At 74.0% G+C, this 23,806-nt stretch carries 18 protein-coding genes; 14 read left to right on the plus strand and 4 right to left on the minus strand.

Annotated elements, in window-relative coordinates; translation table 11 throughout:
• Nucleotides 1-21: 21 nt before the first annotated feature.
• The 3 genes from Q0967_RS05655 to Q0967_RS05665 form a co-directional block, all read right to left on the minus strand.
• Nucleotides 22-453: a hypothetical protein gene (locus tag Q0967_RS05655; protein ID WP_298748720.1), complete on the minus strand. Its 432-nt coding sequence runs from the start codon at nucleotides 451-453 to the stop codon at nucleotides 22-24.
• Nucleotides 454-560: 107 nt separating this feature from the next.
• Nucleotides 561-2,813, minus strand: a complete 2,253-nt coding sequence (locus Q0967_RS05660; RefSeq protein WP_298748718.1) for an alpha/beta hydrolase — start codon at nucleotides 2,811-2,813, stop codon at nucleotides 561-563.
• Complete coding sequence (locus tag Q0967_RS05665; protein WP_298748717.1) at nucleotides 2,810-3,097, minus strand: hypothetical protein; 288 nt, start codon at nucleotides 3,095-3,097, stop codon at nucleotides 2,810-2,812. The genes Q0967_RS05660 and Q0967_RS05665 overlap by 4 nt, the downstream gene beginning before the upstream one ends.
• A 111-nt stretch (nucleotides 3,098-3,208) precedes the next feature.
• On the opposite strand from Q0967_RS05665, the gene Q0967_RS05670 reads away from it, so the two are divergent.
• The 8 genes from Q0967_RS05670 (at nucleotide 3,209) to Q0967_RS05705 (ending at nucleotide 13,929) form a co-directional block, all read left to right on the plus strand.
• Complete coding sequence (locus tag Q0967_RS05670) at nucleotides 3,209-4,741, plus strand: long-chain fatty acid--CoA ligase (RefSeq protein ID WP_298748716.1); 1,533 nt, start codon at nucleotides 3,209-3,211, stop codon at nucleotides 4,739-4,741.
• A 58-nt stretch (nucleotides 4,742-4,799) separates the two neighbouring features.
• A complete protein-coding gene (locus Q0967_RS05675) occupies nucleotides 4,800-6,251 on the plus strand; it encodes a sulfatase (RefSeq protein WP_298748715.1) in 1,452 nt (483 codons plus the stop codon).
• Nucleotides 6,252-6,305: 54 nt separating this feature from the next.
• A complete protein-coding gene (locus Q0967_RS05680; RefSeq protein ID WP_298748714.1) occupies nucleotides 6,306-7,313 on the plus strand; it encodes a LacI family DNA-binding transcriptional regulator in 1,008 nt (335 codons plus the stop codon).
• Between the two features lie 77 nt (nucleotides 7,314-7,390).
• On the plus strand, nucleotides 7,391-8,683 hold the full coding sequence (locus Q0967_RS05685; protein WP_298748713.1) for a sugar ABC transporter substrate-binding protein: 1,293 nt from the start codon (nucleotides 7,391-7,393) through the stop codon (nucleotides 8,681-8,683).
• Between the two features lie 4 nt (nucleotides 8,684-8,687).
• A complete protein-coding gene (locus tag Q0967_RS05690) occupies nucleotides 8,688-9,647 on the plus strand; it encodes a carbohydrate ABC transporter permease (RefSeq protein ID WP_298748712.1) in 960 nt (319 codons plus the stop codon).
• Between the two features lie 3 nt (nucleotides 9,648-9,650).
• Nucleotides 9,651-10,472, plus strand: coding sequence for a carbohydrate ABC transporter permease (locus Q0967_RS05695; protein ID WP_298748709.1), 822 nt, complete (start codon nucleotides 9,651-9,653; stop codon nucleotides 10,470-10,472).
• Between the two features lie 47 nt (nucleotides 10,473-10,519).
• On the plus strand, nucleotides 10,520-12,094 hold the full coding sequence (locus Q0967_RS05700; RefSeq protein WP_298748707.1) for a glucoamylase family protein: 1,575 nt from the start codon (nucleotides 10,520-10,522) through the stop codon (nucleotides 12,092-12,094).
• Nucleotides 12,091-13,929: a glycoside hydrolase family 3 protein gene (locus Q0967_RS05705; protein ID WP_298748705.1), complete on the plus strand. Its 1,839-nt coding sequence runs from the start codon at nucleotides 12,091-12,093 to the stop codon at nucleotides 13,927-13,929. Before Q0967_RS05700 ends, Q0967_RS05705 begins: the two co-directional genes overlap by 4 nt.
• Nucleotides 13,930-14,615: 686 nt before the next feature.
• On the opposite strand, the gene Q0967_RS05710 is transcribed toward Q0967_RS05705, so the two are convergent.
• Nucleotides 14,616-15,878 carry an NAD(P)/FAD-dependent oxidoreductase gene (locus Q0967_RS05710; protein WP_298748703.1) on the minus strand — a complete coding sequence of 421 codons (1,263 nt, stop codon included), beginning with the start codon at nucleotides 15,876-15,878 and terminating at the stop codon, nucleotides 14,616-14,618.
• Between the two features lie 275 nt (nucleotides 15,879-16,153).
• Here Q0967_RS05710 and Q0967_RS05715 point away from each other — a divergent pair, with 275 nt between their 5' ends.
• The 6 genes from Q0967_RS05715 to Q0967_RS05740 are packed head-to-tail and all read left to right on the plus strand — an operon-like array spanning nucleotide 16,154 to nucleotide 23,804.
• Nucleotides 16,154-17,395, plus strand: coding sequence for a glycosyltransferase (locus Q0967_RS05715; protein WP_298748701.1), 1,242 nt, complete (start codon nucleotides 16,154-16,156; stop codon nucleotides 17,393-17,395).
• On the plus strand, nucleotides 17,392-18,537 hold the full coding sequence (locus tag Q0967_RS05720) for a hypothetical protein (RefSeq protein ID WP_298748700.1): 1,146 nt from the start codon (nucleotides 17,392-17,394) through the stop codon (nucleotides 18,535-18,537). Before Q0967_RS05715 ends, Q0967_RS05720 begins: the two co-directional genes overlap by 4 nt.
• Entirely contained in the window at nucleotides 18,534-19,448 is a 915-nt protein-coding gene (locus Q0967_RS05725; protein ID WP_298748698.1) for a glycosyltransferase family 2 protein, read from the plus strand. Before Q0967_RS05720 ends, Q0967_RS05725 begins: the two co-directional genes overlap by 4 nt.
• Nucleotides 19,445-20,563, plus strand: coding sequence for a glycosyltransferase (locus Q0967_RS05730; RefSeq protein ID WP_298748696.1), 1,119 nt, complete (start codon nucleotides 19,445-19,447; stop codon nucleotides 20,561-20,563). The genes Q0967_RS05725 and Q0967_RS05730 overlap by 4 nt, the downstream gene beginning before the upstream one ends.
• Nucleotides 20,560-21,471 (plus strand): WcbI family polysaccharide biosynthesis putative acetyltransferase, encoded by a 912-nt coding sequence (locus Q0967_RS05735; protein WP_298748695.1) that lies wholly within the window; start codon nucleotides 20,560-20,562, stop codon nucleotides 21,469-21,471. Before Q0967_RS05730 ends, Q0967_RS05735 begins: the two co-directional genes overlap by 4 nt.
• Complete coding sequence (locus Q0967_RS05740) at nucleotides 21,468-23,804, plus strand: glycosyltransferase (RefSeq protein ID WP_298748694.1); 2,337 nt, start codon at nucleotides 21,468-21,470, stop codon at nucleotides 23,802-23,804. The genes Q0967_RS05735 and Q0967_RS05740 overlap by 4 nt, the downstream gene beginning before the upstream one ends.
• Nucleotides 23,805-23,806: the final 2 nt, after the last annotated feature.

Raw genomic sequence — 23,806 nt, forward strand, 5'->3', positions numbered from 1 at the left:
CTGGCGCCCGGTCTGGACGAATCACCCCACGCGCTGTCCCTGCCCGTCGAAGCACGGTGACTCGACGTCGAGGTTGACGCGGGCGTCGAGCTGCGGTGCGACGGTGACCTTGAACCCCTGGTCGTTGCGGTGGTACGTCACCGGGCTGGAGTCGGGTGCCGGGTTGTCGAGACGTTCCCAGTCGTTCGCGTCGAGCCAGTCACGGACGAGCTGCGCCTGCTCGGCCTCCAGCTCGGGGTCCGCCTCTTCCGAGACGCGCAGCTGTGTCCCCTCGGCCCAGGCCGACAGGTCGGACTTGGTGTCCAGCGTGCACGCGCGGATGGTCCCCTCTCCGGGTTTGTCCTCCAACGGTGGCTTGTCCTCGAGGTCGAACTGGTCCCACAGGTCCTGCAGGATCTCCCGAACGCGGGGCTGCTGCTCCCTCGCCGCTGCCTCGTCGGCGCTTCCGCTCACGCTGGCTTCCTCCGTCGTCGTGGAGCCTTCCGGGGTGGTCGCACCACCCAGGTTCTGACATCCTGCTAGCGTCACCGCGGCCAGCGCGAGCACCGATCCCAGGAACCTCACGCGGGCTCCCCTCCCTGCCCGAAGCTGCCGTCCAGCGGGCCGGGCGCCATGATCTCGGGTTGCGACTGCTCCCACGGGGACTCCAGATCGTCGACAGGGACGGGGTCGGTGCCAGGGTAGTCCGGCTCGTCATAGACGTTGTCCGGGCCGATCCAGTCTCCGTCCTCCCGGTAAGGGATGACCTCACCGCCGGTGATGACGCCGACGATGTTGGTCCATGCGTCCGTCCCGGGGGTCACCACGTGCCTGTGCGCGTCGAAGCCCTCGAGGCGTTCTCCGGCGTACTCTCCTTCTGTCCAACGCCCGGTCTCCAGCCGGGTGAACTGGTCGGAGCTGTTCGGGTCGTCACCGTGCCCCCAGTCCTCGGGAAGGCCGACCCACCAGCGCACGTCCTCCGAGGCCTGGGCCACGGCGATGCTGTCGCCCGGGGCGGTCTGGGTGAAGCGCTGGACGTCCCGGTCATGACCGTCCCACGTCTGCGACGGGTACGTGCCCGGGGTGGAGGGCTGCTCGCCCCACGGGTCGAGCGGCCAGGGGAGCGGTCGGTGCAGCCCCAGACCGGAGCCGGAGGGGGCGACGAGCATCGTGCGGTCCACGTCCATGCCGTAGACGTCGGCGAAGCCGACGATCCCGCCGCCCGCGGAGTGGCCGACCGCGGTGACCGTGCGGTCCGCCATGCCCAGGCCCTCGACGAAGCGCAGCAGCGCCTGCCCGCCGTCCTCGGACCAGCGCGTCTGGGTGGCGTCGGAGGCCACCGAGTTCGGCAGGTCGATGCCCATCCAGGTCACGCTGCTCGTGTCGGGGTCCTCAGCGAGCTGCTGCACCCGGTCGACGTAGCTGCTGATGTTCGACAGATCCGTCGTCGTCCCCGGCACGAAGATCCCGACGTTCTCGCTGTCCAGCTCCCCGTGCCACTCGGCATACCGACCGTCCCCACGAGGGTCGAAGAGCAGGACGGCCCGCGCATCGGCGGGCAGCACCGTGCCGGCGGCGTCCTCCACGTCGGCGAAGCGGGGACGCTCCAGGGGCTCCATCAGCCCTTCGTAGAACCTCAGCCGCGCCAGGGACCGGTCGACTTCCTGGTCCCGCAGCCGGAAGTCGTGGAGCAGCGTCTGGGCGTCGTCGCCCATGAGTCCCTCGAGGATCGTCTCGCCCAGCCAGTCGGGATACCACCCGGGCAGCGCGTCGAGAGCCTGCTCGCGGGTCGCGGCGTTGTCCGGCATCGCCTGGAGGACCGCCAACCGCTGCTGCTCGACGTCGATCGCGCTCTCGACCAGCAACCGGTTGGCCGCCGCCCGGTGCTCCACCGGTATGCCGTCCAGGCTCCCGACCAGGGTCGGGTAGAGCAGCCGCATCCGCTGCTGCTCCTGCGGGCTCAACCCGGCCCAGTAGTCCCGTATATCCTCGATCGCTCGGGGGTCGGCGACCTGACCGTCCTCGAGCTCACCGATCTCCTCCCACAGGCCCGACAGCACGGGGTCGTCGGCGTCGCGCGGCTCGTGGTCCGTCGCCAGCGACGCCATGACCTGCGGGTTGCGCTGCAGGAAGCCGGCCAGCCGTTCCTGGTCGAGCTCGTCGAGCAGGGCTCGCACGGCGTTCGGGTCCGCTGCCCGGACGAGGCGGGCGAGGAGGGCCTCGTCGGCGGCGGTGTTGACCAGGCCGTGGTCCCGGAAGACCTGCCAGGTCCCCTCCGGCGCCTGCGACCGGGTGAAGCTCGCCGTGGAGGAGCCGGGCTCCAGGGCGGCCAGGGAGGCGCGGACCTGGGCGAGGGTGTCGCGACAACCGCGGTCGGCCGTCCGCAGCATCTCCTGGGGATGCTCGGCGCGGTCGCGCAGCGCGTCCTCCCGGCGTCGCACCTCCGTCCAGTCGACCGTCTCGATCGTCTCGCCGGTGTAGTGCGTCACCTCGGTGCGTGGCCGGGCGGCCTGCAACGCGTCCCAGTCGCGCTGCACGTCGCGCAGGGTCGGCGCGTGCTCGTCGAGGGCGCCCGCCAGACCGTCCAGGGCGCCGCCGGCGGCACGGAGGTCCTCCTGCAGGGTCCGCAGGCCGTCCTGCGCCGGGTCGGCGGCCTCGTCGGCCCGGTCGGTGATCTGGCCCTCCCACCCGAGGGCGGTGGCCGCCTGCCCGAGGGTGCGTCGCAGGCCCATCCGCTCGTCGTCGACGACGTCCGCGGCCGCGCGCAGCCCGCGGGCGGAGGTCCGCAGCGGGTCGCCCTCACCGACCATCCAGCCGGGGATGTCGAGGCTCATCGTCCACCCGTCGCGTCGGCGGTGTGGTCGGCCAGCGTCTGCATCCCCTCGCCCAGCGTCGCGAGCTCGCGACCGGCGTCCGTGAGGCGCAGCCGCGCGGTGCTCTGCAGGTCGGCGAGCACGGCCGCGGTGGAGGTCCCGCGCAGCGTCCCCGCCAGTTCGGCGACCGCGACGTCACCCGTGGCGCCCTCCAGCGCGGCGCCGCCGTCGCCCAGCTCGCGCGCGGCCTCCCTCGTGGCGTCGATGTCGACCCGTGGCATGACCCCTCCCTCGGCCGAGACCATACCGGAGAGGCTCGTGGGCCGGTCTGGACCCGACGACGGGTCGTCGCCGACAGGACACGCGGTCGACGGTTTGGGACGATCAGGACCCCACCCCACCGCAGGAGGTCGACGATGACCAGCGCCAGCGCGAACCTCGCCCACAACCTCGCCGCCACGGCGGACGCCCACCCGGACGCCCGGGCGGTGATCCTCGACGACCTCGTCCTGACGTATGCCGAGGTCGAGCACTCGGCGCGGCAGCTCGCCGGGTGGATGCGCGCCCAGGGGGTCGGCGAGGGCGACCGGGTGGCGCTCATGCTGCCGAACGTGCCGGCCTTCCCCGTCCTCTACTACGCCGCGCTGCGGCTCGGGGCGGTCGTGGTGCCGATGAACCCGCTGTTCAAGAGGCGGGAGATCCAGTACTACCTCGAGGACTCCGGCGCCTCGCTGCTCGCGGCCATGCCGGGGGAGGACGCCGCCGCCGCGGCCGACGCGACGGGCACCCGGCTGCTCACCGTCGGCCCGGAGGGCCTGAGCTCCTACGTCCACGGCGACGACGCGGTGGACCCGGCCGAGGAGGTCGTCGAGCGCTCCGGTGACGACACCGCCGTCATCCTCTACACCTCCGGCACCACCGGTCGCCCCAAGGGGGCCGAGCTGACCTGCGACAACCTGCAGTCCAACCAGCTCGCGACGACCGAAACCCTGCTGCACCTCGACTCCTCGGACGTCGTCATGGGCTGCCTGCCGCTCTTCCACGTCTTCGGGATGACCTGCGGCATGAACACCGCCTTCGCGACCGGGGCGGCCCTGACGATGATCCCGCGGTTCGACCCGGCGAAGGCGCTGGAGGTCATCGAGCGCGACCGGGTCACCGTCTTCGAGGGGGTCCCGACGATGTATGGCGCGATGCTCGCCGCCGCGGGCGCCGCCGAGACCTCCCCGGACCTGTCCACGCTGCGCACCGCGATCTCCGGTGGTGCCAGCCTGCCGCTCGAGGTCATGAAGAGGTTCGAGGAGACCTTCGGGGCCACGATCCTGGAGGGCTACGGGCTGTCCGAGACCTCACCGGTGGCCTCGTTCAACCATCCGGACGCCGAGCGCAAGGCCGGGTCCATCGGCACGCCGATCCGCGGGGTGCAGATGCGGCTCGTCGGTCCGGACGGCGCCGAGGTCGGGTCCAGCAGCGAGGAGGACCCGCAGGTCGGGGAGATCTGCATCCGCGGGGAGAACATCATGAAGGGCTACTGGAACCGGCCCGACGCCACGGCCGAGGCGATCGACGCCGACGGCTGGTTCCACTCCGGCGACCTCGCCCGCCGCGACGAAGACGGCTACTACGTCATCGTCGACCGCAAGAAGGACATGATCATCCGCGGCGGGCTCAACGTCTACCCGCGCGAGATCGAGGAGCTGCTCTACGAGCACCCGGCCGTCGCCGAGGCGGCCGTCGTCGGGGTGCCGCACCCCGAGCTCGGCGAGGAGGTCGCGGCCTACGTCGTGCTGGCCCCGGACGCCCGGACCGACGAGGATGAGCTGATCCGGCACGTCAAGGACCAGGTCGCGCCGTACAAGTACCCCCGCACGGTCACCGTCATCGAGGAGCTGCCCAAGGGCGCCACCGGCAAGATCCTGAAGCGCGAGCTGCGCCGCGAGGGGTCCTGACGGCATACCGCGGCCGGGGTCCGCGTCGACCTGTGGGCGATGGGGCAGGATCGTCGGGGTGACGACCGACCGGCATACCTCGGGCGAGCCCGCGCGGCGCCCCCACATCCTGCTCATCCTCACCGACGACCACGCGGCGCACGCGGTCGGTGCCTACGGCTCGCGGATCAACACCACCCCGCACATCGACGGGATCGCCGAGCGGGGCGTGCGGCTCGACCGCTGCTTCGTCACCAACTCGCTGTGCACCCCGAGCCGGGCCAGCATCCTCACCGGCACCTACAGCCACGTCAACGGGGTGCGGACCCTGTCGACGCCCATCGACCCGAGCCAGCCGACCTTCGTGTCGCTGCTCAAGGAGGCGGGCTACCGCACCGGGCTCGTCGGCAAGTGGCACCTGGGCGAGGGGCTGGCCCACCAGCCGCAGGGCTTCGACCACTGGGAGATCCTCGTCGACCAGGGGGAGTACGTCGACCCCACCATCGTCAGCCCCGAGGGCACCCGCACCGAGCCGGGTTACGCCACCGACGTCCTCACCGACCTCGCCCTGGGCTGGCTCGACTCCCTCGACGGCGACGAGCCCTGGTGCCTGCTGCTGTGGCACAAGGCCCCGCACCGGCCCTGGATTCCGGCGCCACGGCATACCGAGCTCTTCACCGACCCGATCCCGCTGCCGGAGACCTTCGAGGACGACCACACCGGCCGGTCCGAGGCGGTGCAGCACGTGTGGATGAGCGTGGCGGAGCACCTGAACGCCGAGGACCTCAAGGTCGAGCCGCCGGCGGGGCTGGCCGGCGCCGAGCTCACCCGGTGGAAGTACCAGCGCTGGATGGAGGACTACCTGCGCTGCGTCGAGGCGGTCGACGAGAGCGTGGGCCGGGTGGTGGACGCCCTCACCGCGCGCGGCGAGCTGGACGACACGGTGCTCGCCTACAGCTCGGACCAGGGCTTCTTCCTGGGTGACCACGGGTGGTTCGACAAGCGGCTGATGTTCGAGGAGTCCATCCGGATGCCGCTGGTGCTGTCCTGGCCGCGCGGCCTGCCGGGTGGTGGCGTGCACGACGGCATCGTGTCCAACGTCGACCTGGCGCCCACCATCCTCGAGGCCTGCGGGGTCCCGGCGCACCCCCGGATGCAGGGCCGCAGCTTCTGGCGCGACCTCGTCGGCGGCGACGCCCCGCCCCCGGCCGACGGCCTCTACTACCGCTACTGGGAGCACGCGGACGGCAACCACCACGCGCCCGCGCACTACGGCTACCGCACCGAGCGGCACAAGCTCGTCTACTACTACAACGACCCGATGGGTCTGCCCGGCACGACCGGCGGGCCCGGCGAGCCGGAGTGGGAGCTCTACGACCTGCGGGCCGACCCCGCCGAGCTGCGCAACGTCGCTCACGACCCCGCCTACGCGGACGTGCGCGAGGAGCTGGAGGCCCGCCTGTGGCGGGCGCAGGCCGAGCTGGGGGACGAGCCGCACCCCAGCCAGCCGGTGCCCCGGCTGCTGGGCTGACACCGGACGGTAGCCTTCCGGGGAGTCCGGGCAGGCCGGCAGGAGGAAGGGCCGATGGTGGAGAGCACGGGGCGACGCCCCACGATCTACTCGGTCGCCGACCGCGCGGGGGTCTCCATCGCCACCGTCTCCCGGGTGCTGCGCCGCCCCGGCGAGGTGCGCGCCTCGACGCGTGACCGCGTCCTCGCGGTCGTCGAGGAGCTGGGCTACGTCCCCGACGGCGCGGCGCGCTCGCTCGCGGTGAAGTCGCACGAGGCGCACGGGCTGGTGCTGCCCGAGCTGCGCGGCCCCTACTACGCCGACCTGCTCACCGGCTACGAGCAGGGCGCCGCCGAGGGCGGGGCCAGCGTCGTCGTGCTGCTCACCCACGGCAAGGACGACGTGGACCTGCTGGTGCGCCGGCTGGCCGGGCGGGTCGACGGGATGGTGCTCATGGGCGCTGTCCCCGTGTCGTCCGGCACGGTCGCCGCGGTGCGCGCCAAGCTGCCGGTGCTCGTGCTGGCCGACCGCCACCAGGTCTCCGTCGAGAGCTTCAGCACCGAGAACGTCCGCAGCGCCGAGCAGCTGACCCGGCACCTCATCGACGTGCACGGGCGGCGCTCGCTGCGCTTCGTCGGGTCGCCGGAGTTCGCCGACGACGTCCGGGAGCGGTATGCCGGTTTCGTCGCCGCCCACGAGGCGGCGGGCCTGGCGCCGGCCGAGCCGGTGCCGGCCACCTTCCGGGAGGACGACGGTCCCCGGGTGGCCTCGTTGCTGGTCGAGGACGGGCTCGGCGCGGACGGCGTGGTCTGCGCCAACGACGAGCTGGCGCTGTCGGTGATGCAGCGGCTGCTGGCGGCGGGCGTGGACGTGCCGGGGCGGATCAGCGTCACCGGGTGGGACGACGTCATGGCCGCCCGGTACGTCACCCCCGGGCTGACCACGGTGAGCCAGCCGGTGCGCGAGCTCGGCCGCGAGGTGGCGGTGCGGATGCGGGCGCTGCTGGAGGACCGTCACTCGGCTCCCGAGCAGCACGTGCTGCCGACCCGGCTGGTGCTGCGGCAGTCCTGCGGCTGCGCCTGACCCCTTGTGCTGCCCCGGGGCCGGGTGTATCTTCGGCATGACGTGATGTAAGCGCTTACGACGACGAAGGAGTCCTCATGCGACGTTCCACCCTGCTGGTCGCCCTCACGACCACGACCGCGCTGGCCCTCTCCGGGTGCGGCCGCGACGACGGCGGTGCGGGTGACGCGGGTGCCCCCCAGACCGGGGAGGCGGTCTCGACCGACGACCTGTCCGGCGAGCTGGAGGTCTGGGCGATGGGTGCCGAGGGGGAGGCGCTGCCCGACCTGGTGGCCGGCTTCGAGGAGCAGTACCCGGAGGTGAGCGTCAACGTGACCCCGGTCCCGTGGGACTCGGCGCACGACAAGTTCGTCAACTCCATCACCGCCGGCACCACGCCCGACGTCGCGATGATCGGCACCACGTGGATGGGTGAGTTCGCCGGCATGGACGCCCTGGACCCGACCCCGGGCTCCATCGACACCTCCACGTTCTTCGAGGGCGCCCAGGGCACCACCGAGGTCGAGGGCACGTCCTACGGGGTCCCGTGGTACGTCGAGACCCGGATGGTCTACTACCGCACCGACATCGCCTCCGAGGCCGGCTACGACGAGGTCCCCACCGACCAGGCGGGCTTCCAGGAGATGGCGGCCGCGATGCAGGAGCAGGAGGGCGTCGACTGGGGCATCAGCCTGCAGCCCGGGCAGACCGGCTCGTGGCAGACCGTCGTGCCCTTCGCCTGGTCCCGCGGGGGGCAGATCGCCACCGAGGACGCCTACACCCTCGACACCCCGGAGAACGTCGCCGCGGTGGACTACTTCGGCAGCTTCTTCGACGAGGAGATCTCCGACGCCAACCCGCCCGAGGGCCAGACCGAGGCCACCTTCACCGACGGCAGCGTCCCGATGTTCATCTCCGGTCCCTGGATGATGAGCCTCGTCGAGGACTTCGCCGCCGAGGGCGGTGAGGAGGACTTCGGCTCGATGTACGACGTCGCCCCCATCCCCACCGCGGACGGCGGTGAGTCCACCTCGTTCATCGGCGGCTCCAACCTCGGCGTCTTCGCCGACACCGAGAACCGCGACGCCGCCTGGGCGCTCGTCGACTGGCTCACCCAGCCCGAGACGCAGGTGGAGTGGTACGACATGACCAGCGCGCTGCCCTCGGTCCAGTCCGCCTGGGACGACGAGGCGCTGACGGAGGACGAGAAGCTCGCGAAGTTCGGTGAGCAGCTCACCACCGCCCAGGCCCCGCCCTCGTTCCCCACGTGGGAGCAGGTGGCCGCCGCCTTCGACGCCGAGATGGAGAAGGTCGCCAAGCAGGACCTCTCCGGCGAGGAGGCCGTCCGGACCGCCCAGCAGCAGGCGGAGTCCATCGGCACCGGGCAGTAAGCCCGTGAGCGCCGTCACCGGGACGCGACGCAGCGCCCCCCAGAGCACCCGTGCGGCCAGGAAGGCCGGCTCCTCGCGCCCGCCCGGCGCGCGGCGCGAGGAGCGCGCCGGCTGGTTGCTGACCCTGCCCTTCCTGCTCCTCTTCGGGGTCTTCACCGCCTGGCCGGTGATCCAGTCGGTCTTCTTCTCGGTCACCGACATCACCAACCGCGACCTGCGCACCCCGTTCCAGGTGAACTTCGTCGCCTTCGAGCAGTACGCCAAGGCCTTCGGCGACCCGGTCTTCCGGCAGGCCGCGCTCAACACGGCATACTTCGTGCTCGTCGGGGTGCCGCTGACGATGACCATCGCGCTGGCCGCGGCGATCGCGCTCAACACCGGGATCACCCGCTTCCGGGCGGTCTACCGGCTCGGCTTCTACACCCCGGTCATCACCTCGATCGTGGCGGTCGCCGTGGTGTGGCGCTTCCTGCTGCACCCGGACAGCGGCCTGGTCAACACCGTCCTGGCGTGGGTCGGCATCGACGGGCCCAACTGGCTCGGGTCGACCACCTGGGCGATGCCCTCGCTCATCGCGATGGCGACGTGGCGCAACTTCGGCACCGCCATGATCATCTTCCTGGCGGGTCTGCAGGCGGTGCCCCAGCAGCTGCACGAGGCGGCCGCGATCGACGGGGCCAACGCGTGGCAGCGCTTCCGCAACGTCACCGTCCCCGTGCTGCGGCCGACGATCCTCTTCGTCTCGGTGACCACCGCGATCGGCTACCTGCAGTTCTTCGAGGAGCCCTTCGTCATGACCCAGGGTGGTCCGCTCAACAGCACGATCTCGGCCTCGATGTACACCTACCAGCAGTTCAGCTTCGGCAACTACGGGTATGCCGCGGCGCTGAGCTACCTCATCTTCCTCGTCATCGCGATCGTCACCGCGCTGCAGTTCCGCTTCCTCTCCGAGAAGGAGGACTGAGCCATGATCGGCACCCGCTCGCGCTGGTGGCTGTACGTGCTGCTCACGGTGGCGCTCGTCCTGGTCATCACCCCCTTCGCCTGGATGGTGCTGGGGTCGTTCAAGACCAACGCCGAGCTGCGGCAGATCCCCCCGACGTGGTGGCCGCAGAACCCGACGCTGGACAACTTCACCCAGCTCTTCAGCCGGTTGTCCTTCGGGACCTACTTCAGCAACTCCACGATCGTCGCGGTCGTGGTCACGGCCGGCAACCTGCTCTTCTGCTCGATGGTGGGCTACGCCCTGGGCATGCTGCGCTTCCGCGGCCGCCGGCTCATCTTCGCCCTCATCCTGGGCACCCTGATGATCCCCGGGGTCGTCACCTTCGTGCCGCTCTTCGTCCTCGTCGCCAACCTCGGCCTCGTCGACACCCTGCCCGGGTTGTTCCTGCCCTTCCTCGTCGCGCCGTTCGGCGTCTTCCTCATGCGTCAGTTCGTCCTCGGGCTGCCCCGGGACCTGGTCGAGGCCGCGCGGATCGACGGCGCGGGCGAGTTCCGGATCTTCTTCCAGGTCATCCTGCCGCTGCTGACGCCGGCGCTCGCGACGCTGGGGATCCTCACCTTCCTCGGCAGCTGGAACAACTTCCTGTGGCCCCTCGTGGTGGCGCAGAGCAACGACACCTACACCCTCCCGGTGGCGCTCGCGCTCTACTCCACCGGGCAGAACGAGCAGCAGTACGGCCTCCTCATGGCCGGCGCGACGATCGTCGTCCTGCCCGTGCTGGTCGTGTTCCTCATCTTCCAGCGGCGGTTCATCCAAGGGATCGCCACGACCGGGATCAAGTGAGTCCCGCGCACCTCTCCCTCCCCTCCATCACCGACGAAGGAGCACCGATGCACCCGCTCGACGCACGTCATACCTCGCTGTCCCGCCGCACCATGCTGGCCGGGGGACTGGCCGGGGGTGTCGCCCTCGGCATGCCCTCGGCCGCCCACGCCACCCCGCCCGGCCACCGGCGTCCCGGCCGTCCGGGCCGTCCCGGAGGGGCACCGGAGGGCACCGACGCCGCCACCCTCCGGCGGTGGACGCGGGACACGTGGGCCTCGATGGTCGCGATGACGCCGGAGGACACCGGGCTGGTCTCGGACAACATCACCGGCGACCTGTCCACGCCGGGCGTCTACACCTCGCCGACCAACATCGGCGGCTACCTCTGGTCGGCGGTCGTCGCCCGCGAGCTGGGCCTCATCACCCGCGGCGAGGCGACCCGCCGGATCCGGCGCACCCTGCGCACGCTGCAGGGGATGGAGCACCACGAGGCCAGCGGGATGTACTTCAACTGGTACGACCCGCGGGACGGCTCGGTCATCTACGACTGGCCCGAGAGCGGCGACCCGGTCGTGCCGTTCGTCTCGAGCATCGACGCCTCCTGGCTCGGTGCCGCGCTGCTCGTGGTCCGCAACGCCGACCGGGCCAACGCCCGGCTCGCCGGCCGGCTCTTCGACCGTATGCGCTTCGACGTCTTCGCCGACCCGACCTTCGACAAGCCCTACCTCAACTACGGCGGGTTCTACCTGGAGGAGCCCACCCGGCTGCTCTCCCCGCCGCGGACCGAGGCCCGCGACCTCATCGACGCGGGCACGCCGGTCTGGTACACCGCCGACCACCACTACGACACCATCGTCTCCGAGACCCGGATCACCACCTACCTGGGCATCATCAAGGGTCAGGTGCCGCCGGAGGCCTACTTCCAGGCGTGGCGGACCTTCCCGCCGGAGTGGACCTGGCCGGAGATGCCGCCGGTCGGGCAGTGGCGGACCTACCTCGGCGTGGACGTCTTCGAGGGCGCCCACGACTACCTCGGCCACCGCACCGTGCCGGGCTGGGGCGGCTCGATGTTCGAGGAGCTCATGCCCAACGTCTTCGTGCCCGAGGAGACCTGGGCGCCCGAATCCTGGGGCCGCAACCACCCCAACCACGTCGCGGTGCAGGCCGCCCACGGGCTGGCCGAGTACGGCTACTGGGGCTTCTCACCGGCCAGCCACCCGGCCGGCGGCTACGCCGAGTGGGGCGTGGACGCCCTCGGGCTCAACCCGGAGGGCTACTTCTCTGACGTCGAGCGCACCGACCGGGTGCACGGGCAGCCCGAGCCGGACTACGGCCAGGGCGTCGTCACGCCGCACGCGGCCTTCCTGGCGATGATGCACGCCCCGGCCGAGTCCTACGACAACCTCGTGGCGATCGAGGCCGACTTCGACTCCTACGGCCCGGGCGGTTTCTACGACGCGGTCAACACCAGCTCGGGGCAGGTCGCCACCCGTTACCTGTCCCTGGACCAGGCGATGATCCTCGGGGCGCTGGGCAACGTCCTGTGCGGCGGCATGCTGCAGCGCTACTTCAGCACCGGGGCGGCCGAGCGCGCGCTGCGCCCGGTGCTCGCCATGGAGGAGTTCGGTGCGAGCGCATGAGTGACCAGGCCTTTCGCACCGGACCGGACGGCGTGCGCTACCGCGACCTCAACCACAACGGCGTCATGGACCCCTTCGAGGACCCGCGCCTGCCGGACGCCGAGCGCGTCGACGACCTCCTCGGCCGGCTGACCCTGGACGAGAAGATCGGGCTGCTGTTCCACACGGTCATCGAGACCGGCCCGGGCGGCAGCGTGCTCGACGGGCCGGGGGCGATCAGCAAGACCGGCACCCGCCACGTCGTCGTCGACAAGCGCGTCAACCACTTCAACGTCCACCAGCTCGGCCCGGCCCACGAGGCGGCCCGCTGGCACAACGCGGTCCAGCGCCTGGCGCAGGAGACGCCGCACGGCATACCGGTCACCATCTCGACCGACCCCCGGCACGGCTTCAGCGAGAACGCCGGCGCGAGCTTCTCCGCGGGCTCGTTCTCCCAGTGGCCCGAGCCGCTGGGGATCGCCGCGCTGCGCGACGTGCAGGTGTGCCGGGAGTATGCCGAGGCCGTCCGCTCCGAGTACGTCGCGGTCGGCATCCGGGCGGCGCTCCACCCCACCCTCGACCTCGCCACAGAGCCCCGGTGGGCGCGGCAGCTCCACACCTTCGGGCAGGACCCGCAGGTGGTGACCGAGCTGGGCCTGGCCTTCCTCGAGGGCCTGCAGCGCGGCGAGCTCGGGCCGGGCAGCGTGGCCTGCACGGCCAAGCACTTCCCCGGCGGCGGGCCGCAGGCCGACGGGGAGGACGCGCACTTCCCCTACGGCCGGGAGCAGGTCTACGGCGGCGGGCACTTCGCCGACCACCTGGCGCCGTTCCTACCGGCGATCGAGGCCGGGGTGGCCGCGATGATGCCCTACTACGGCATGCCCGTGGGGCTGGAGCTGGACGGCGAGGCCGTGCCGGAGGTGGGCTTCGGCTTCAACCGGCGCATCGTCACCGGCCTCCTGCGCGACGAGCTCGGCTACGACGGGGTCGTCCTCACCGACTGGGAGCTCGTCAACGACAACCACGTCGGCGACCAGGTGCTGCCCGCCCGCGCCTGGGGCGTCGAGCACCTCGACGCGGCGGGCCGGATGGAGCTGCTGCTGGAGGCCGGCTGCGACCAGTTCGGCGGCGAGGAGTGCGTGGAGGTGCTGGCCGGCCTCGTGGCCGACGGCCGGGTGAGCGAGGAGCGCCTCGACGTCTCGGCCCGACGGCTGCTCATGGTCAAGATGCAGCTCGGCCTGTTCGACGACCCCTTCGTCGACGAGGCGCTCGCCGACGAGCGGGTCGGGACGCCCGGGACGGTCGAGGCCGGCCTGGCCGCCCAGGCCGCCTCGGTCACCGTGCTGGCCGACGACGGGGGGCTGCTGCCGTTGTCGGGGTCCGACCGCGCGGTCTACGTCGAGGGCATCTCGGCACAGGACGCCGCCGCGCTCGGCCGGGTGGTGGAGCGTCCCGAGGACGCCGACCTGGCGGTGATCCGGCTGGCCGCCCCGCACGAGCCGCGCTCCGACCTCTTCCTCGAGGCGTGGTTCCACCAGGGGTCGCTGGAGTTCCCCCCGGGGCTGCCGGTGCGGCTGCGCCGGATCCGCGAGCACTGCCCGGTCGTCGTCGACGTGACCCTGGACCGGCCCGCGGTCCTCGGCCCGGTCATGGACGCGGTCGACGCCGTCGTGGGCAGCTACGGCAGCGGCGGGCCCGCGCTGGTCCGCGCCCTGCGGGGCGAGGCCCGTGGCCGGCTGCCCTTCGACCTGCCGCGCTCGATGGAGCAGGTGCGCACCCACCACCCCGACCAGCCGGGGCTGGGCGACCCGCTGCTGCCCTGCGGGCACGGCATACCTCTCGGCGCGCGGGTCTGACCGGCCGCACCACCCAGACGGAGGGGCGTGGTGGCTGCGGGTGTCTCTGACGACCCGTAGCCACCACGGGTGCCGGGCCGCCCGCTGAGGGTGAGGTGCCGGCCGCCCGCTGAGGGTGGGGTGCCGAGCCGCCCGTTGAGGTTTGGGGTGTCGGCCGCCCGCTGAGGATGGCGCCGAGCGACCCGTTGAGGGTGGCGCCCAGCTGCACGAGGAGCCCGCCCACCCTCTGCAGCAGTTACGTGGGGGATGCCGGCAGTCACACCAGGCACAGCAGACGCACGAGCACCACGGTGCGGCGATGGTGGCAGATGCCGGGGATATATCCCGTGGTTCTGTGCATGTCTCCGCACGGTGTGACCACGGTGACGCAAGGGATGCGTGGGGCAGCCGACCCCGGGCCTCCCGCCAGCCGCCGAGGTCGCGCTCGAGCTCAGGGACAGGGAGCGGCAGCCTGATCCTCAGTGCTGCGCTGTCGGAGGTGCACCGGTGTGCGGGGGCGGGGACAGCGGCTCAGTCCTGGCGGGTTCAGTCCTGGCGGGCGCAGGGGCAGCCGCTCAGTCCTGGCGGGTTCAGTCCTGGCGGGCGCAGGGACAGCCGCTCAGTCCTGGCGGGTTCAGTCCTGGCGGGCGGAGGGGCAGCCGCTCAGTCCTGGCGGGGGCGGGGACAGCGGCTCAGTCCTGGCCGGCTCAGTCCTGGCGGGCCAGCGCGGGCGTGCGTCGCTGGAGGTAGCCCTCGGCGGCCCGCCGCCCGGAGACCATGGCGCCCTGGATCGAGCCGGTGTCCAGGTGGTCGCCGGCCATGATGAGCCCTGGCTCGACCTCGAGCGCCTCCCGGACGTTCAGCGGCGCGGGCTGGGCGGGCAGGGCGTAGGGGATGTGGTCGCGCCGGAGCAGCTGCCAACCCTCGGTGGGGACGCCGTAGATGCCGGCGAGCTGTCCGGCGACCTCCGCGTCGGTGACCGGGTCCTGCCCGGGGCGGAGCAGGCTGCTGGCCTCCACCAGGTGCCGCCCGGGCGGGGCGTAGGAGGGGGCGGCGTTGCTGAGGACCGCGGTGTTGATGACCGGGCCGGGCGAGGTCCGCTGGTCGATGACGAGCAGCGCCAGGTCGGTCGGCGCCTCGTCCACGGCGAACCAGTGCGTGGTGATGCCCTTGCCCGGCGTCGTGGGCCGGTCGGTCAGGGCCGCCGCGGCCTGCGCGCCGGTCGCCACGACGACGAGGTCGGCGGTGATCTGCTCGCCCCCGGCCGTCTCCACCCGGCCGGGACCGACCGAGACGACCTCGGTCCCGAGCTCCACAGGGGTGTGCAGCCCGGCCGCGAGCTGCTCGGGGAGCGCCTGCATCCCCCGCTCGGGCAGGGCCGGCTTCCCCCGGGCGAACATGCGGGTGAGCATGTGGGTGAAGGCCGTCGAGGTGCTCCCGTCGTCCTCGAGGACGACCCCCGAGAAGAAGGTGTCGATGACCCGGCGCAACGGCCCGTGCAGGCCCGCGCGGTCCATGGACTCCCGGCGGGAGACGTCCTCCCGTTCGTTGCGCAGGGCCCAGTCCACCCGCAGGGCGGGCGCGGCCCAGCGGGCGAGCGCGCCCAGGGCGGCCGGGTGCAGCTTGCCCGAGCGCATGGTCTGCCCGATGAGCTGGGGCTCCCTGCGCGGGTCGGCCATGACGAGCAGCGGCTCGGAGCGCTCGCTGCGGATGGCCAGCCCGGCCCGGAAGGGCTGCAGGGCCAGTGCGTCGAGGTCGACGTGCGGTCGCAGCGCCGGGTAGGCGGGGTTGAGCAGCTGGAAGCCCCGGTCGAGCAGGAAGCCGTCGACCTGGTCGGTGCGCACGCGACCCCCGACGGCGTCACCCGCCTCGAGCACGCGCACCCCGACGCCCTGGTCCTGCAACGTGCGGGCACACGTGAGCCCGGCGAGTCCGGCACCGACGACGATCACTTCGACAGATGAGGACATGCCCCTCAGCGTAGGACCGGGCACGCCGCACGTCTTGTCGTGGTGAGAGGCCCCCGCACCCGACCACCGGGGACGTGCCCGTCGCGCCCCGGACCTGCGGGCCTCGCGGCCGCCCGGACGGCCGCCACCGCGGCCGCGGCCGTCGGCAGGTGGCGGTCCAGACGGCGCGATCGCCGGACTCGGCCTATTGTCCAGACTGACGTTCGATGGTCGAGCATGCCGGCGCAGGCGCATGCCCACGTCACGTCGCCCACCCAGTGACTGGAGGTTCTGCTATGCACGTCGTGGTCGTCGCCCACGCCCGGCACCCGTTGGCCGAGCCCTTCGCCGGGGGCCTGGAGTCACTGACGGCCCACCTCATCTCGGGGCTCGCCACGCGGGGGCACCGGGTCAGCGTCTTCGCGGCTCGCGGCAGCCAGGAGGTCCCCGGGGTGGACTACCTGTGGCCGGAGCGCCTGGAGCTCAGCGCCGCGGCCCAGGGTGACGTCTCCATGCCGGAGGCGGGGTGGATGCAGCAGCACCACGCCCACCTCAGCCTCATGATGCACCTGGCGCAGCGCACGGACGTCGACATCGTGCACACCCACGCCCTGCACTACCTCCCGGTGGCGATGGCACCCCTGCTGCCCGCACCGACGGTGCTCTCCCTGCACACCCCGCCGACGCCCTGGCTGGAGTCCGCGCTGCGGGCCGCCCAGGGCATACCGGGTCGTCAGCCGGTCGTGACGGCCGTCAGCAGGCACACCGCCCGGGCCTGGTCGGACCTGGTCCGGCCCCAGCTCGTGCCGAACGGCATCGACACCCGGGAGTGGCGCGCCGGTCCCGGCGGACCGGCCCTCGTCTGGTCCGGGCGCATCACCCCCGAGAAGGCGCCGCACCTGGCCGTCGCCATCGCCCGGCGCGCCGGCCTGCCGCTCGTGCTGGCCGGCCCGTTGTCCGACGAGACCTACGCGCGCGAGGTGCTGTGGCCGCTCCTCGGCGAGGGCATCACGTATGCCGGTCACCTGCGCACCTCCGAGCTCGCCTCGCTCGTGGGCCGCAGCGCGGCCGCGCTCGTCACGCCTGTCTGGGACGAGCCCTTCGGTCTGGTGGCCGCCGAGGCCCTGGCCTGCGGCACCCCGGTGCTCGCGCTCGACCGGGGCGGGCTCGGCGAGGTCGTGGGCGAGCACGTCGGCCGGCTCGTCCCGGTGCAGGACCGGGCCGGACGCCCGCTCCCGGAGGCGGAGCTGGTGCGCAGCGGCGCCGAGCTGCTGGGCGAGGTGCTGCAGCTCTCCCGCCCGCTGGCCCGCGCCCACGCCCTGGAGCACCACTCGGTGGACGCCATGGTCGACCGTTTCGAGCGGGTCTACGAGTCCACGGCGCGGCTGGGCCGCCGCTCCCTGCGTCAGCCCCGGGGCGCCGGCAGGGCCGCGCAGCGGGCGGGCCGCCGGGAGCGGGCCGTCCTCGAGCGCACCACGCACCCCCGGACCGTGGGGTCGCTGGCCCTCTCCGAGGCCGAGGCAGAGCCCGGCCGGTGATCGGCTACTACCTGCACCACCAGGGGTCGGGCCACCGGCGCCGCGCCACCGCCGTGGCCCGCCGCACCCGGCACGACGTCGTCGGGCTCGGCAGCGGTCCGCCTCCGGAGGGCTGGCCGGGTCGCTGGGTCGAGCTGGAGCGCGACGACGACCCGGTCGTGGACCACGAGGCGGCGGACGTCACCGCCCGCGGGGTCCTGCACTGGGTGCCGCTGCACCACCAGGGCCTGCTGCGCCGCCACGCGCAGCTCGTGTCCTGGCTGCAGCAGGCCCGCCCCGAGCTGCTCGTCGTCGACGTGTCGGTCGAGGTCAGCCTGCTGGCCCGGCTGTGCGGGGTGCCCGTGGTGGTGGGGGGTATGCCGGGCCGGCGCGCCGACGCCGTGCACGCGCTGGCCTACGACGTGGCGGAGGCCATCCTCGCGCCCTGGCCCGCCGGCGCCCACCCCCGGGAGGACTGGCCCGCACGGTGGCGCCTCAAGACCTGGGAGGTCGGGGGGATCAGCGCGCTCGCCGATGCGGTGTCGTCGTCCCCCGGCACCCCCGGGCCCGCGGCGGTCGGCCCGGCCCTGGCCCGTGAGACGGGCGGGACCGAGGGGACCGACGGGACCGGTCGGCAGGTGCTGGTGCTCTGGGGCCACGGAGGGGAGCCCCTGAGCCCCGCGCAGCTGCAGGAGGCGCGGTCCGCGACCCCCGGGTGGACCTGGGTGGTCCGTGGTGGGGGGCACCCGTCGTCGCCGGACCTGCCGGCCGAGCTGTGCCGGGCGGACGTCGTGGTGTGCCACGCGGGCCAGGGTGCGGTGGCCGACGTCGCGCTGGCCCGCCGCCCGGCGGTGGCGCTGGCTCAGCCGCGGCCCTTCGACGAGCAGGTGGCGACGGCCGAAGCCCTCTCCCGGCTCGGGATCGCCGCGACCGCCGAGGGGTGGCCCGCCGGCGCGCGCTGGCCCGGGCTGCTGTCGCGCGCCCTCGAGCTCGGCGGGCAGGGATGGTCGCGGTGGGGGCAGGACGGTGCGGGCACCGCCGCCGGCCACCTGGACGCCCTGGCCGACTCGCTGGTGCGGCCGGTCGGCGGCGATGCCGAGGGGGACGTGCCCCGCACCCCGACGGGTCCGGCGGTCCGCGAGGGCGTGGAGCGGGGCGCATGAGCGTCGCGGTCCTCACCCTGGCGCACGGTCGGCACGACCACCTGCGCGGTCAGATCGCCGGACTCGCCTCGGGCGTGCGCCGTCCCGACCTCCACGTCGTGGCGGCGATCGACGACCCGGACGTCGCCCGGGTGGCACGGGAGGCCTGGGACGAGCACGTCGCGGAGGACGGCCGCGACCGGCCCGCCCCCTCCGGCGAGGGACCTCGACGGAGGACCGGGCGCGTCGTCCCGCGGCTGCTGGTGGTCGAGGTCGACGCCGACCCGCGCGGGCTGCCGCTCGCCCTCGCCCGCAACACCGCGGCCGAGACGGCCGCGCGGCACGGGGCGCAGACCCTCGTCTTCCTGGACGTGGACTGCATACCGGGGCCCGGCACGGTCGAGACGTATGCCGCGGCGCTGGCCGCCCCGCGCCCCGACACCGGACCGCTGGTCCTGGGCGGGGACGTGGCCTACCTGCCTCCCCGGCCGCGAGGGTGGTCCGACCCGGCCGAGCTCGCCCGGCGGGGCGAGCACCGGCCCGACCGGGTGCGGCTGCCGGAGGGGGAGCAGCGCCCGGAGCCCGACCTCACCCGGTTCTGGTCGCTGAGCTTCGCGACGACGGCCGAGGACCTGCGGGCCGTGGGCGGCTTCTGCACCGACTACGTCGGCTACGGCGGGGAGGACACCGACTTCGGCCAGCTGCTGGGGGCGCGCGGAGGCCGTCTCGTGTGGGTCGGCGGGGCGACCGCCTACCACCAGCACCACCCCTCGTCCTCCCCTCCGGTGACGCACCTGGAGGCGGTCGTGCGCAACGCGGGGGTCTTCGCCGACCGCTGGGGGTGGTGGCCGATGGGGGGCTGGCTCGAGGCCTTCCGTCGGCTCGGCCTGGCGGAGCAGGACCGGTCCGGGCGCTGGGTCGTGAGCGGGTGAGCCCCGTGCGGGTGCGGCACGTCCCCGCCGCCCATCCCTACGTCGAGCACGTGCAGGCGCCGCCGACGGGAGCGACGCCGCCCTCCGTGACCGTGCTCCCCGACCCGCCGGTGCCCGGCGCCCCCGCGGGCCGGTGGTGGCCGCACCCCGCGCTGGAGGAGACGTGGGTGCGCGAGCACGCGCGCGAGCAGGACGTCCTGCACGTGCACTTCGGGGTGGAGGGACGCAGCCTGCCCGAGCTGCGCGCCTGGCTGGACGCGCTGGCCGACCTCGGTCTGCCGCTCGTCCATACCGTCCACGACGTCGACCACCCCCACCTGCACGACCAGACGCACCACCGGGACCAGCTGGCCCTGCTCGTCGAGCGCTCCGACGGGCTGCTCACCCTCAGCGAGGGCGCGGCGGACCGCGTCGAGCGGGAGCACGGCCGCCGCCCCCTCGTCCTGCCGCACCCGCACGTGGTCCCGCTGGAGCTGCTCGACGGGCCACGCCCGGGGCACGAGGAGCTGCGCATCGGGCTGCACCTCAAGAGCCTGCGGACCAACCTGGCGCCGATGCGGGTCCTGCCGGCGCTGCTCGAGGCGCTGCCGGACCTGCCGGCGCGGACCGGGCGCCCGGCCGTGCTGGAGGTCCGGGCGCACCCCGAGGTGCTGGACCCGGACTTCCCCCGGCACGACGAGGCGCTGGCGGGGTTGTTGCGGCGGCTGCTCGACGACCCGCAGCCCGGGGTGGAGGTGGTCGTCGGCCCCCGCCTGGACGACGAGCAGCTCTGGTCCGCCCTGCAGGCGCTGGACGTCTCGGTCCTGCCCTACGCCTGGGCCACGCACTCGGGCTGGGTCGAGGCGTGCCGCGACCTCGGCACCTGGGTGCTCGCCCCGCAGGTCGGCCACCTCGAGGAGCAGGGTGGCGGGATGGTCAGGACGTGGGGGCCGCCGGACCGGGCTCCGTCCCCGTCGCGCCTGGCTGATCTCCTCGCGGGGTGCGCGGCCGGACCTCCCGCCCGCCCCGGCCGGGCGGCACGGGCCGCGCAGCGGGCGGGGCTGGCGCGGCGGCACGCCCAGGTGTATGCCGGTGTCCTCGAGGGACGACGGATCGACGGAGGGAGCCCACCGTGAGCGAGGACGGACGGCGTCGCCACTACGGCGGCTTCTACGGGCTGGCGGAGCTGCCCGCCACGGGTCGACCGCGGCTGGCGGTCTTCGGCAACTGCCAGGCCGAGGCGCTGCGGGTCGCCCTCGACACCGCCGGCGTCCTCGACACGGTGCGGATGCCGCCGGTGCACGAGCTCGAGGAGGCGGACCTGCCCCACCTCGACCGCCTGCTGACCTGGGTCGACGTCCTCGTCGCCCAGGCGGTGGCCGACGACTACCGGGGTATGCCGCTCGGCACCGACCAGGTCGCGGCGCGGCTGCGGACGGGGGCGCGCGTGGTCGCTGCGCCCAACTACTTCTTCACGGGGCTCTACCCCGAGCAGGTGCTGGTGCGCCACCCGGACGTCGAGGACCCGCCCGTCGTGCCCTACCACGACGTGCGGCGGCTGGCGCGTGCCGCGGGCTGGGACGGTCCGTGGGAGGCGCCGGCCGCGCTCGTGCGCGAACTCGCCGCCGACTCGCTGGCCGAGCTCGAGCGGCGGGAGCGGGCCCAGGAGAGCCTGCGCATCAGCGACGTCGTGCGTGCCGCGGGGGCCGAGGCCGGCCGCACGGTCGACCACCCCGGCAACGAGGTGCTGCTGGCGCTGGCCCGACGGGTGCTGGAGGAGGTCGAGCCCGGGTCCGGAATCGCCGTCCAGGACCCGGGCCGTGTCCTGCTCGCGTCCGTGTCCACCCCGCTGTCGCGCGGTGTCCTCGAGGCGCTGGACCTGCGGGGGGACCCTCGCGAGGGGTGGCTGGTCGAGGGCGAGGCGGTCTCCGACGACGAGGTGGGGGCGGCGCACCGGGAGTTCTACGCCCGCCACCCGCGGGTCGTCGAGGTGGGGATCGAGAAGAGGGAGGACCTGCTGCGGCGGTGGGGCTGGCGCCCGTGACCCCGCCGTTGGTCCACCTCGTGCCCGGGCCCGAGGGGCACGGTGTCGTGCGGCACGGTCTCGGCGTGCACCCGCACCTGGGGGAGGCCGAGCTCCTGCGGTGCGGCCGGCTCGACGAGCTCGCCGACGGTGCCGTCGCCGGGCGGGTGGTGCTCGCCCAGGTGACCGACCGGCTGCTGGCCTCCGCGCCGGGGCAGGGGCTGGAGGAGTGGCGCCGGGTGCTGCGGGGGGCGGCCCGGGTGACGGTGGTGCTCCACGACCTGCCGCAGCGCTCGGACGGGCGCCACCGGCACGCGCGCAGCGAGCTCTACGCGGGCGTGGCCGCCTCCGCGGACACCGTCGTCGTGGCGAGCGGGCACGAGCGGCTGCTGCTCGCGGCGGCGTTGCGCTGGGCCCGCCCCGACGTCGCCGCCGCCGTGCTCGGCCGCACCCTGGTGGTCCCGCTGCCGGTCGAGCCCGACCCCGGCGCCGTCCCCCGACCCTCGTCGGCGGACACGCCGGCACCGCCCCTCACCGTCGTGACGCTCGGGTTCGTCTATCCGGGCAAGGGGCTCGAGGAGGTGGTGGACGCCGCGGCGCTGGCGGCCCGGGACCCCCGGCTGCAGGACCGCGCGGTGGAGGTCCTCAACCTCGGGGGTGCGTCGCAGGGCCACGAGGACCTGCTGGAGGAACTGGCCGTGCGGGCCAGGGACGCGGGGGTGCGCTGGCACGCCACCGGCTACGTGCCCGACGAGGCGCTGCCTGGTCTGCTCGCCGCGGCGACGGTGCCCGTCGCGGCGCACCGGCACGTCTCCGCGTCCGGCTCCGTCGCCACCTGGCTCGCGGCGGGACGACGGCCGCTGCTGCTCGACTCGCGGTATGCCCGCGAGCTCGCCGACCGGCTGCCCGGGACCGTGCAGACGGTCCCCGGGGACCGGCTGGCCCCGGCGCTCGCCGACGCGCTGGTCGAGGTGTCCTCGCCGGACGGCACGGACCCGACCTGGCTGCCCCACGACGTCCGCCTCGGGCCCGGCTGGGAGGAGGCGGGGCAGCGGGTCGCCGGCCCGGCCCGCGAGGCGGCGGTCTCCGTCGTGGTGCCCTACTACCGCGACCAGGAGCTGCTCGACCTGCTCGTCGGACGCCTGGCGGCCCAGACCGGGGTCCGGGGCGGCCTGGAGCTGGTGGTCGCGGACGACGGTTCGCCCCGGCCGCCCACCCTGCCCGCCGCCCCGCACGGGGCGCTCGGGCGGATCCGGGTGCTCCGGCAGCCCGACGAGGGCTTCCGGCTCGCGGCGGCCCGCAACCTCGGCCTGGGGGCGACGACGGGTCGCGTGCTGGTCCTGCTCGACGGGGACACCGTGCCCGAGGACGGCTACGTCGCCGCCCTGCAACGGGTCTGCCTCGACCGGCCCACCCTCGCGGTCGGACGCCGGCGCCACGCCGACCTGCGCGGTCACGCCGACCTGCCCGGGGAGGCGCGCTGGCCACCGTCCGAGGAGCTGCTGGCCCCCGCCTGGCTGGCCGAGGGGTATGCCCGGACGCAGGACCTGCAGGCCGCTGACGACACGTCGTTCCGCTTCGTCATCGGCGCGGTGCTGGGGGTGTCCCGTGCGGTGCTGGACGTCGTCGACGGGTTCGAGGCGCGTCTCACCGGCTACGGCGGGGAGGACTGGGAGTTCGCGTGGCGGTGCTGGCTGGCGGGGGCGGACCTGCGGCACGTGCCCGACGCCGTGGCCTGGCACGACGGCCCGGACGTCGCGGGCCGCGCGGACGCCGCGGGCACCGGGCTCTCGGCGGTCAAGAACGCCGAGACCGCTCGACTGGCCCACCTCCTGCCCCACCCCCTGGTGCGGGGCCGCGGCTGGTCCTACCCCCAGCCGGACGTCGTCGTGGACCTCGACGTCCGGGGCTGGACCCACGGCCAGGTCGTGCTCGCGGTCGAGTCGGTGCTGCGCCAGGGTGACGTGGGGGTCTGGCTGACCGGGACGGACGCCGCGTCGGGGCCGGGGGCGACGGACCCGCGCGACGGCCTGCCGCCGGACCCCCGCGTCCACCGGGGTCGGCCACCGGCCGAGGTCCTCGCCCGGGCCCGGGTCGAGCTGAGGCTGACCCGGCCGGTCTGGGTGCACCGGCTGCCCTGGCAGCCGTGGCCGGACCAGGTGGACGTCCCCGACCCGTCCCGCGGCGCGTGGACGGAGGACCCGGCGAGCGGCGTGCAGGCCCGGGTCACCCGCGCCACCGGCCTGACCCGGCTGCAGGGCGGGCGGCCGGGGCCCTGCTGGCTGGGCACCGACGCGGTGGAGACGGTCCCGCCGGACGTCGTGGTCGAGCACTGGCGGGCCGCGCACCCCTGACC

Source organism: uncultured Serinicoccus sp. (genome assembly GCF_947500995.1).
Lineage (GTDB): Bacteria > Actinomycetota > Actinomycetes > Actinomycetales > Dermatophilaceae > Ornithinicoccus.

Bases quoted from the DNA above. Each gene is read 5' to 3' on its own strand.
- Q0967_RS05685 (WP_298748713.1), top strand. From the start codon at position 7,391: ATGCGACGTTCCACCCTGCTGGTCGCCCTCACGACCACGACCGCGCTG.
- Q0967_RS05700 (WP_298748707.1), top strand. From the start codon at position 10,520: ATGCACCCGCTCGACGCACGTCATACCTCGCTGTCCCGCCGCACCATG.
- Q0967_RS05680 (WP_298748714.1), top strand. From the start codon at position 6,306: ATGGTGGAGAGCACGGGGCGACGCCCCACGATCTACTCGGTCGCCGAC.
- Q0967_RS05695 (WP_298748709.1), top strand. From the start codon at position 9,651: ATGATCGGCACCCGCTCGCGCTGGTGGCTGTACGTGCTGCTCACGGTG.
- Q0967_RS05715 (WP_298748701.1), top strand. From the start codon at position 16,154: ATGCACGTCGTGGTCGTCGCCCACGCCCGGCACCCGTTGGCCGAGCCC.
- Q0967_RS05665 (WP_298748717.1), bottom strand. From the start codon at position 3,097: ATGGTCTCGGCCGAGGGAGGGGTCATGCCACGGGTCGACATCGACGCC.
- Q0967_RS05705 (WP_298748705.1), top strand. From the start codon at position 12,091: ATGAGTGACCAGGCCTTTCGCACCGGACCGGACGGCGTGCGCTACCGC.
- Q0967_RS05660 (WP_298748718.1), bottom strand. From the start codon at position 2,813: ATGAGCCTCGACATCCCCGGCTGGATGGTCGGTGAGGGCGACCCGCTG.
- Q0967_RS05710 (WP_298748703.1), bottom strand. From the start codon at position 15,878: ATGTCCTCATCTGTCGAAGTGATCGTCGTCGGTGCCGGACTCGCCGGG.
- Q0967_RS05670 (WP_298748716.1), top strand. From the start codon at position 3,209: ATGACCAGCGCCAGCGCGAACCTCGCCCACAACCTCGCCGCCACGGCG.
- Q0967_RS05725 (WP_298748698.1), top strand. From the start codon at position 18,534: ATGAGCGTCGCGGTCCTCACCCTGGCGCACGGTCGGCACGACCACCTG.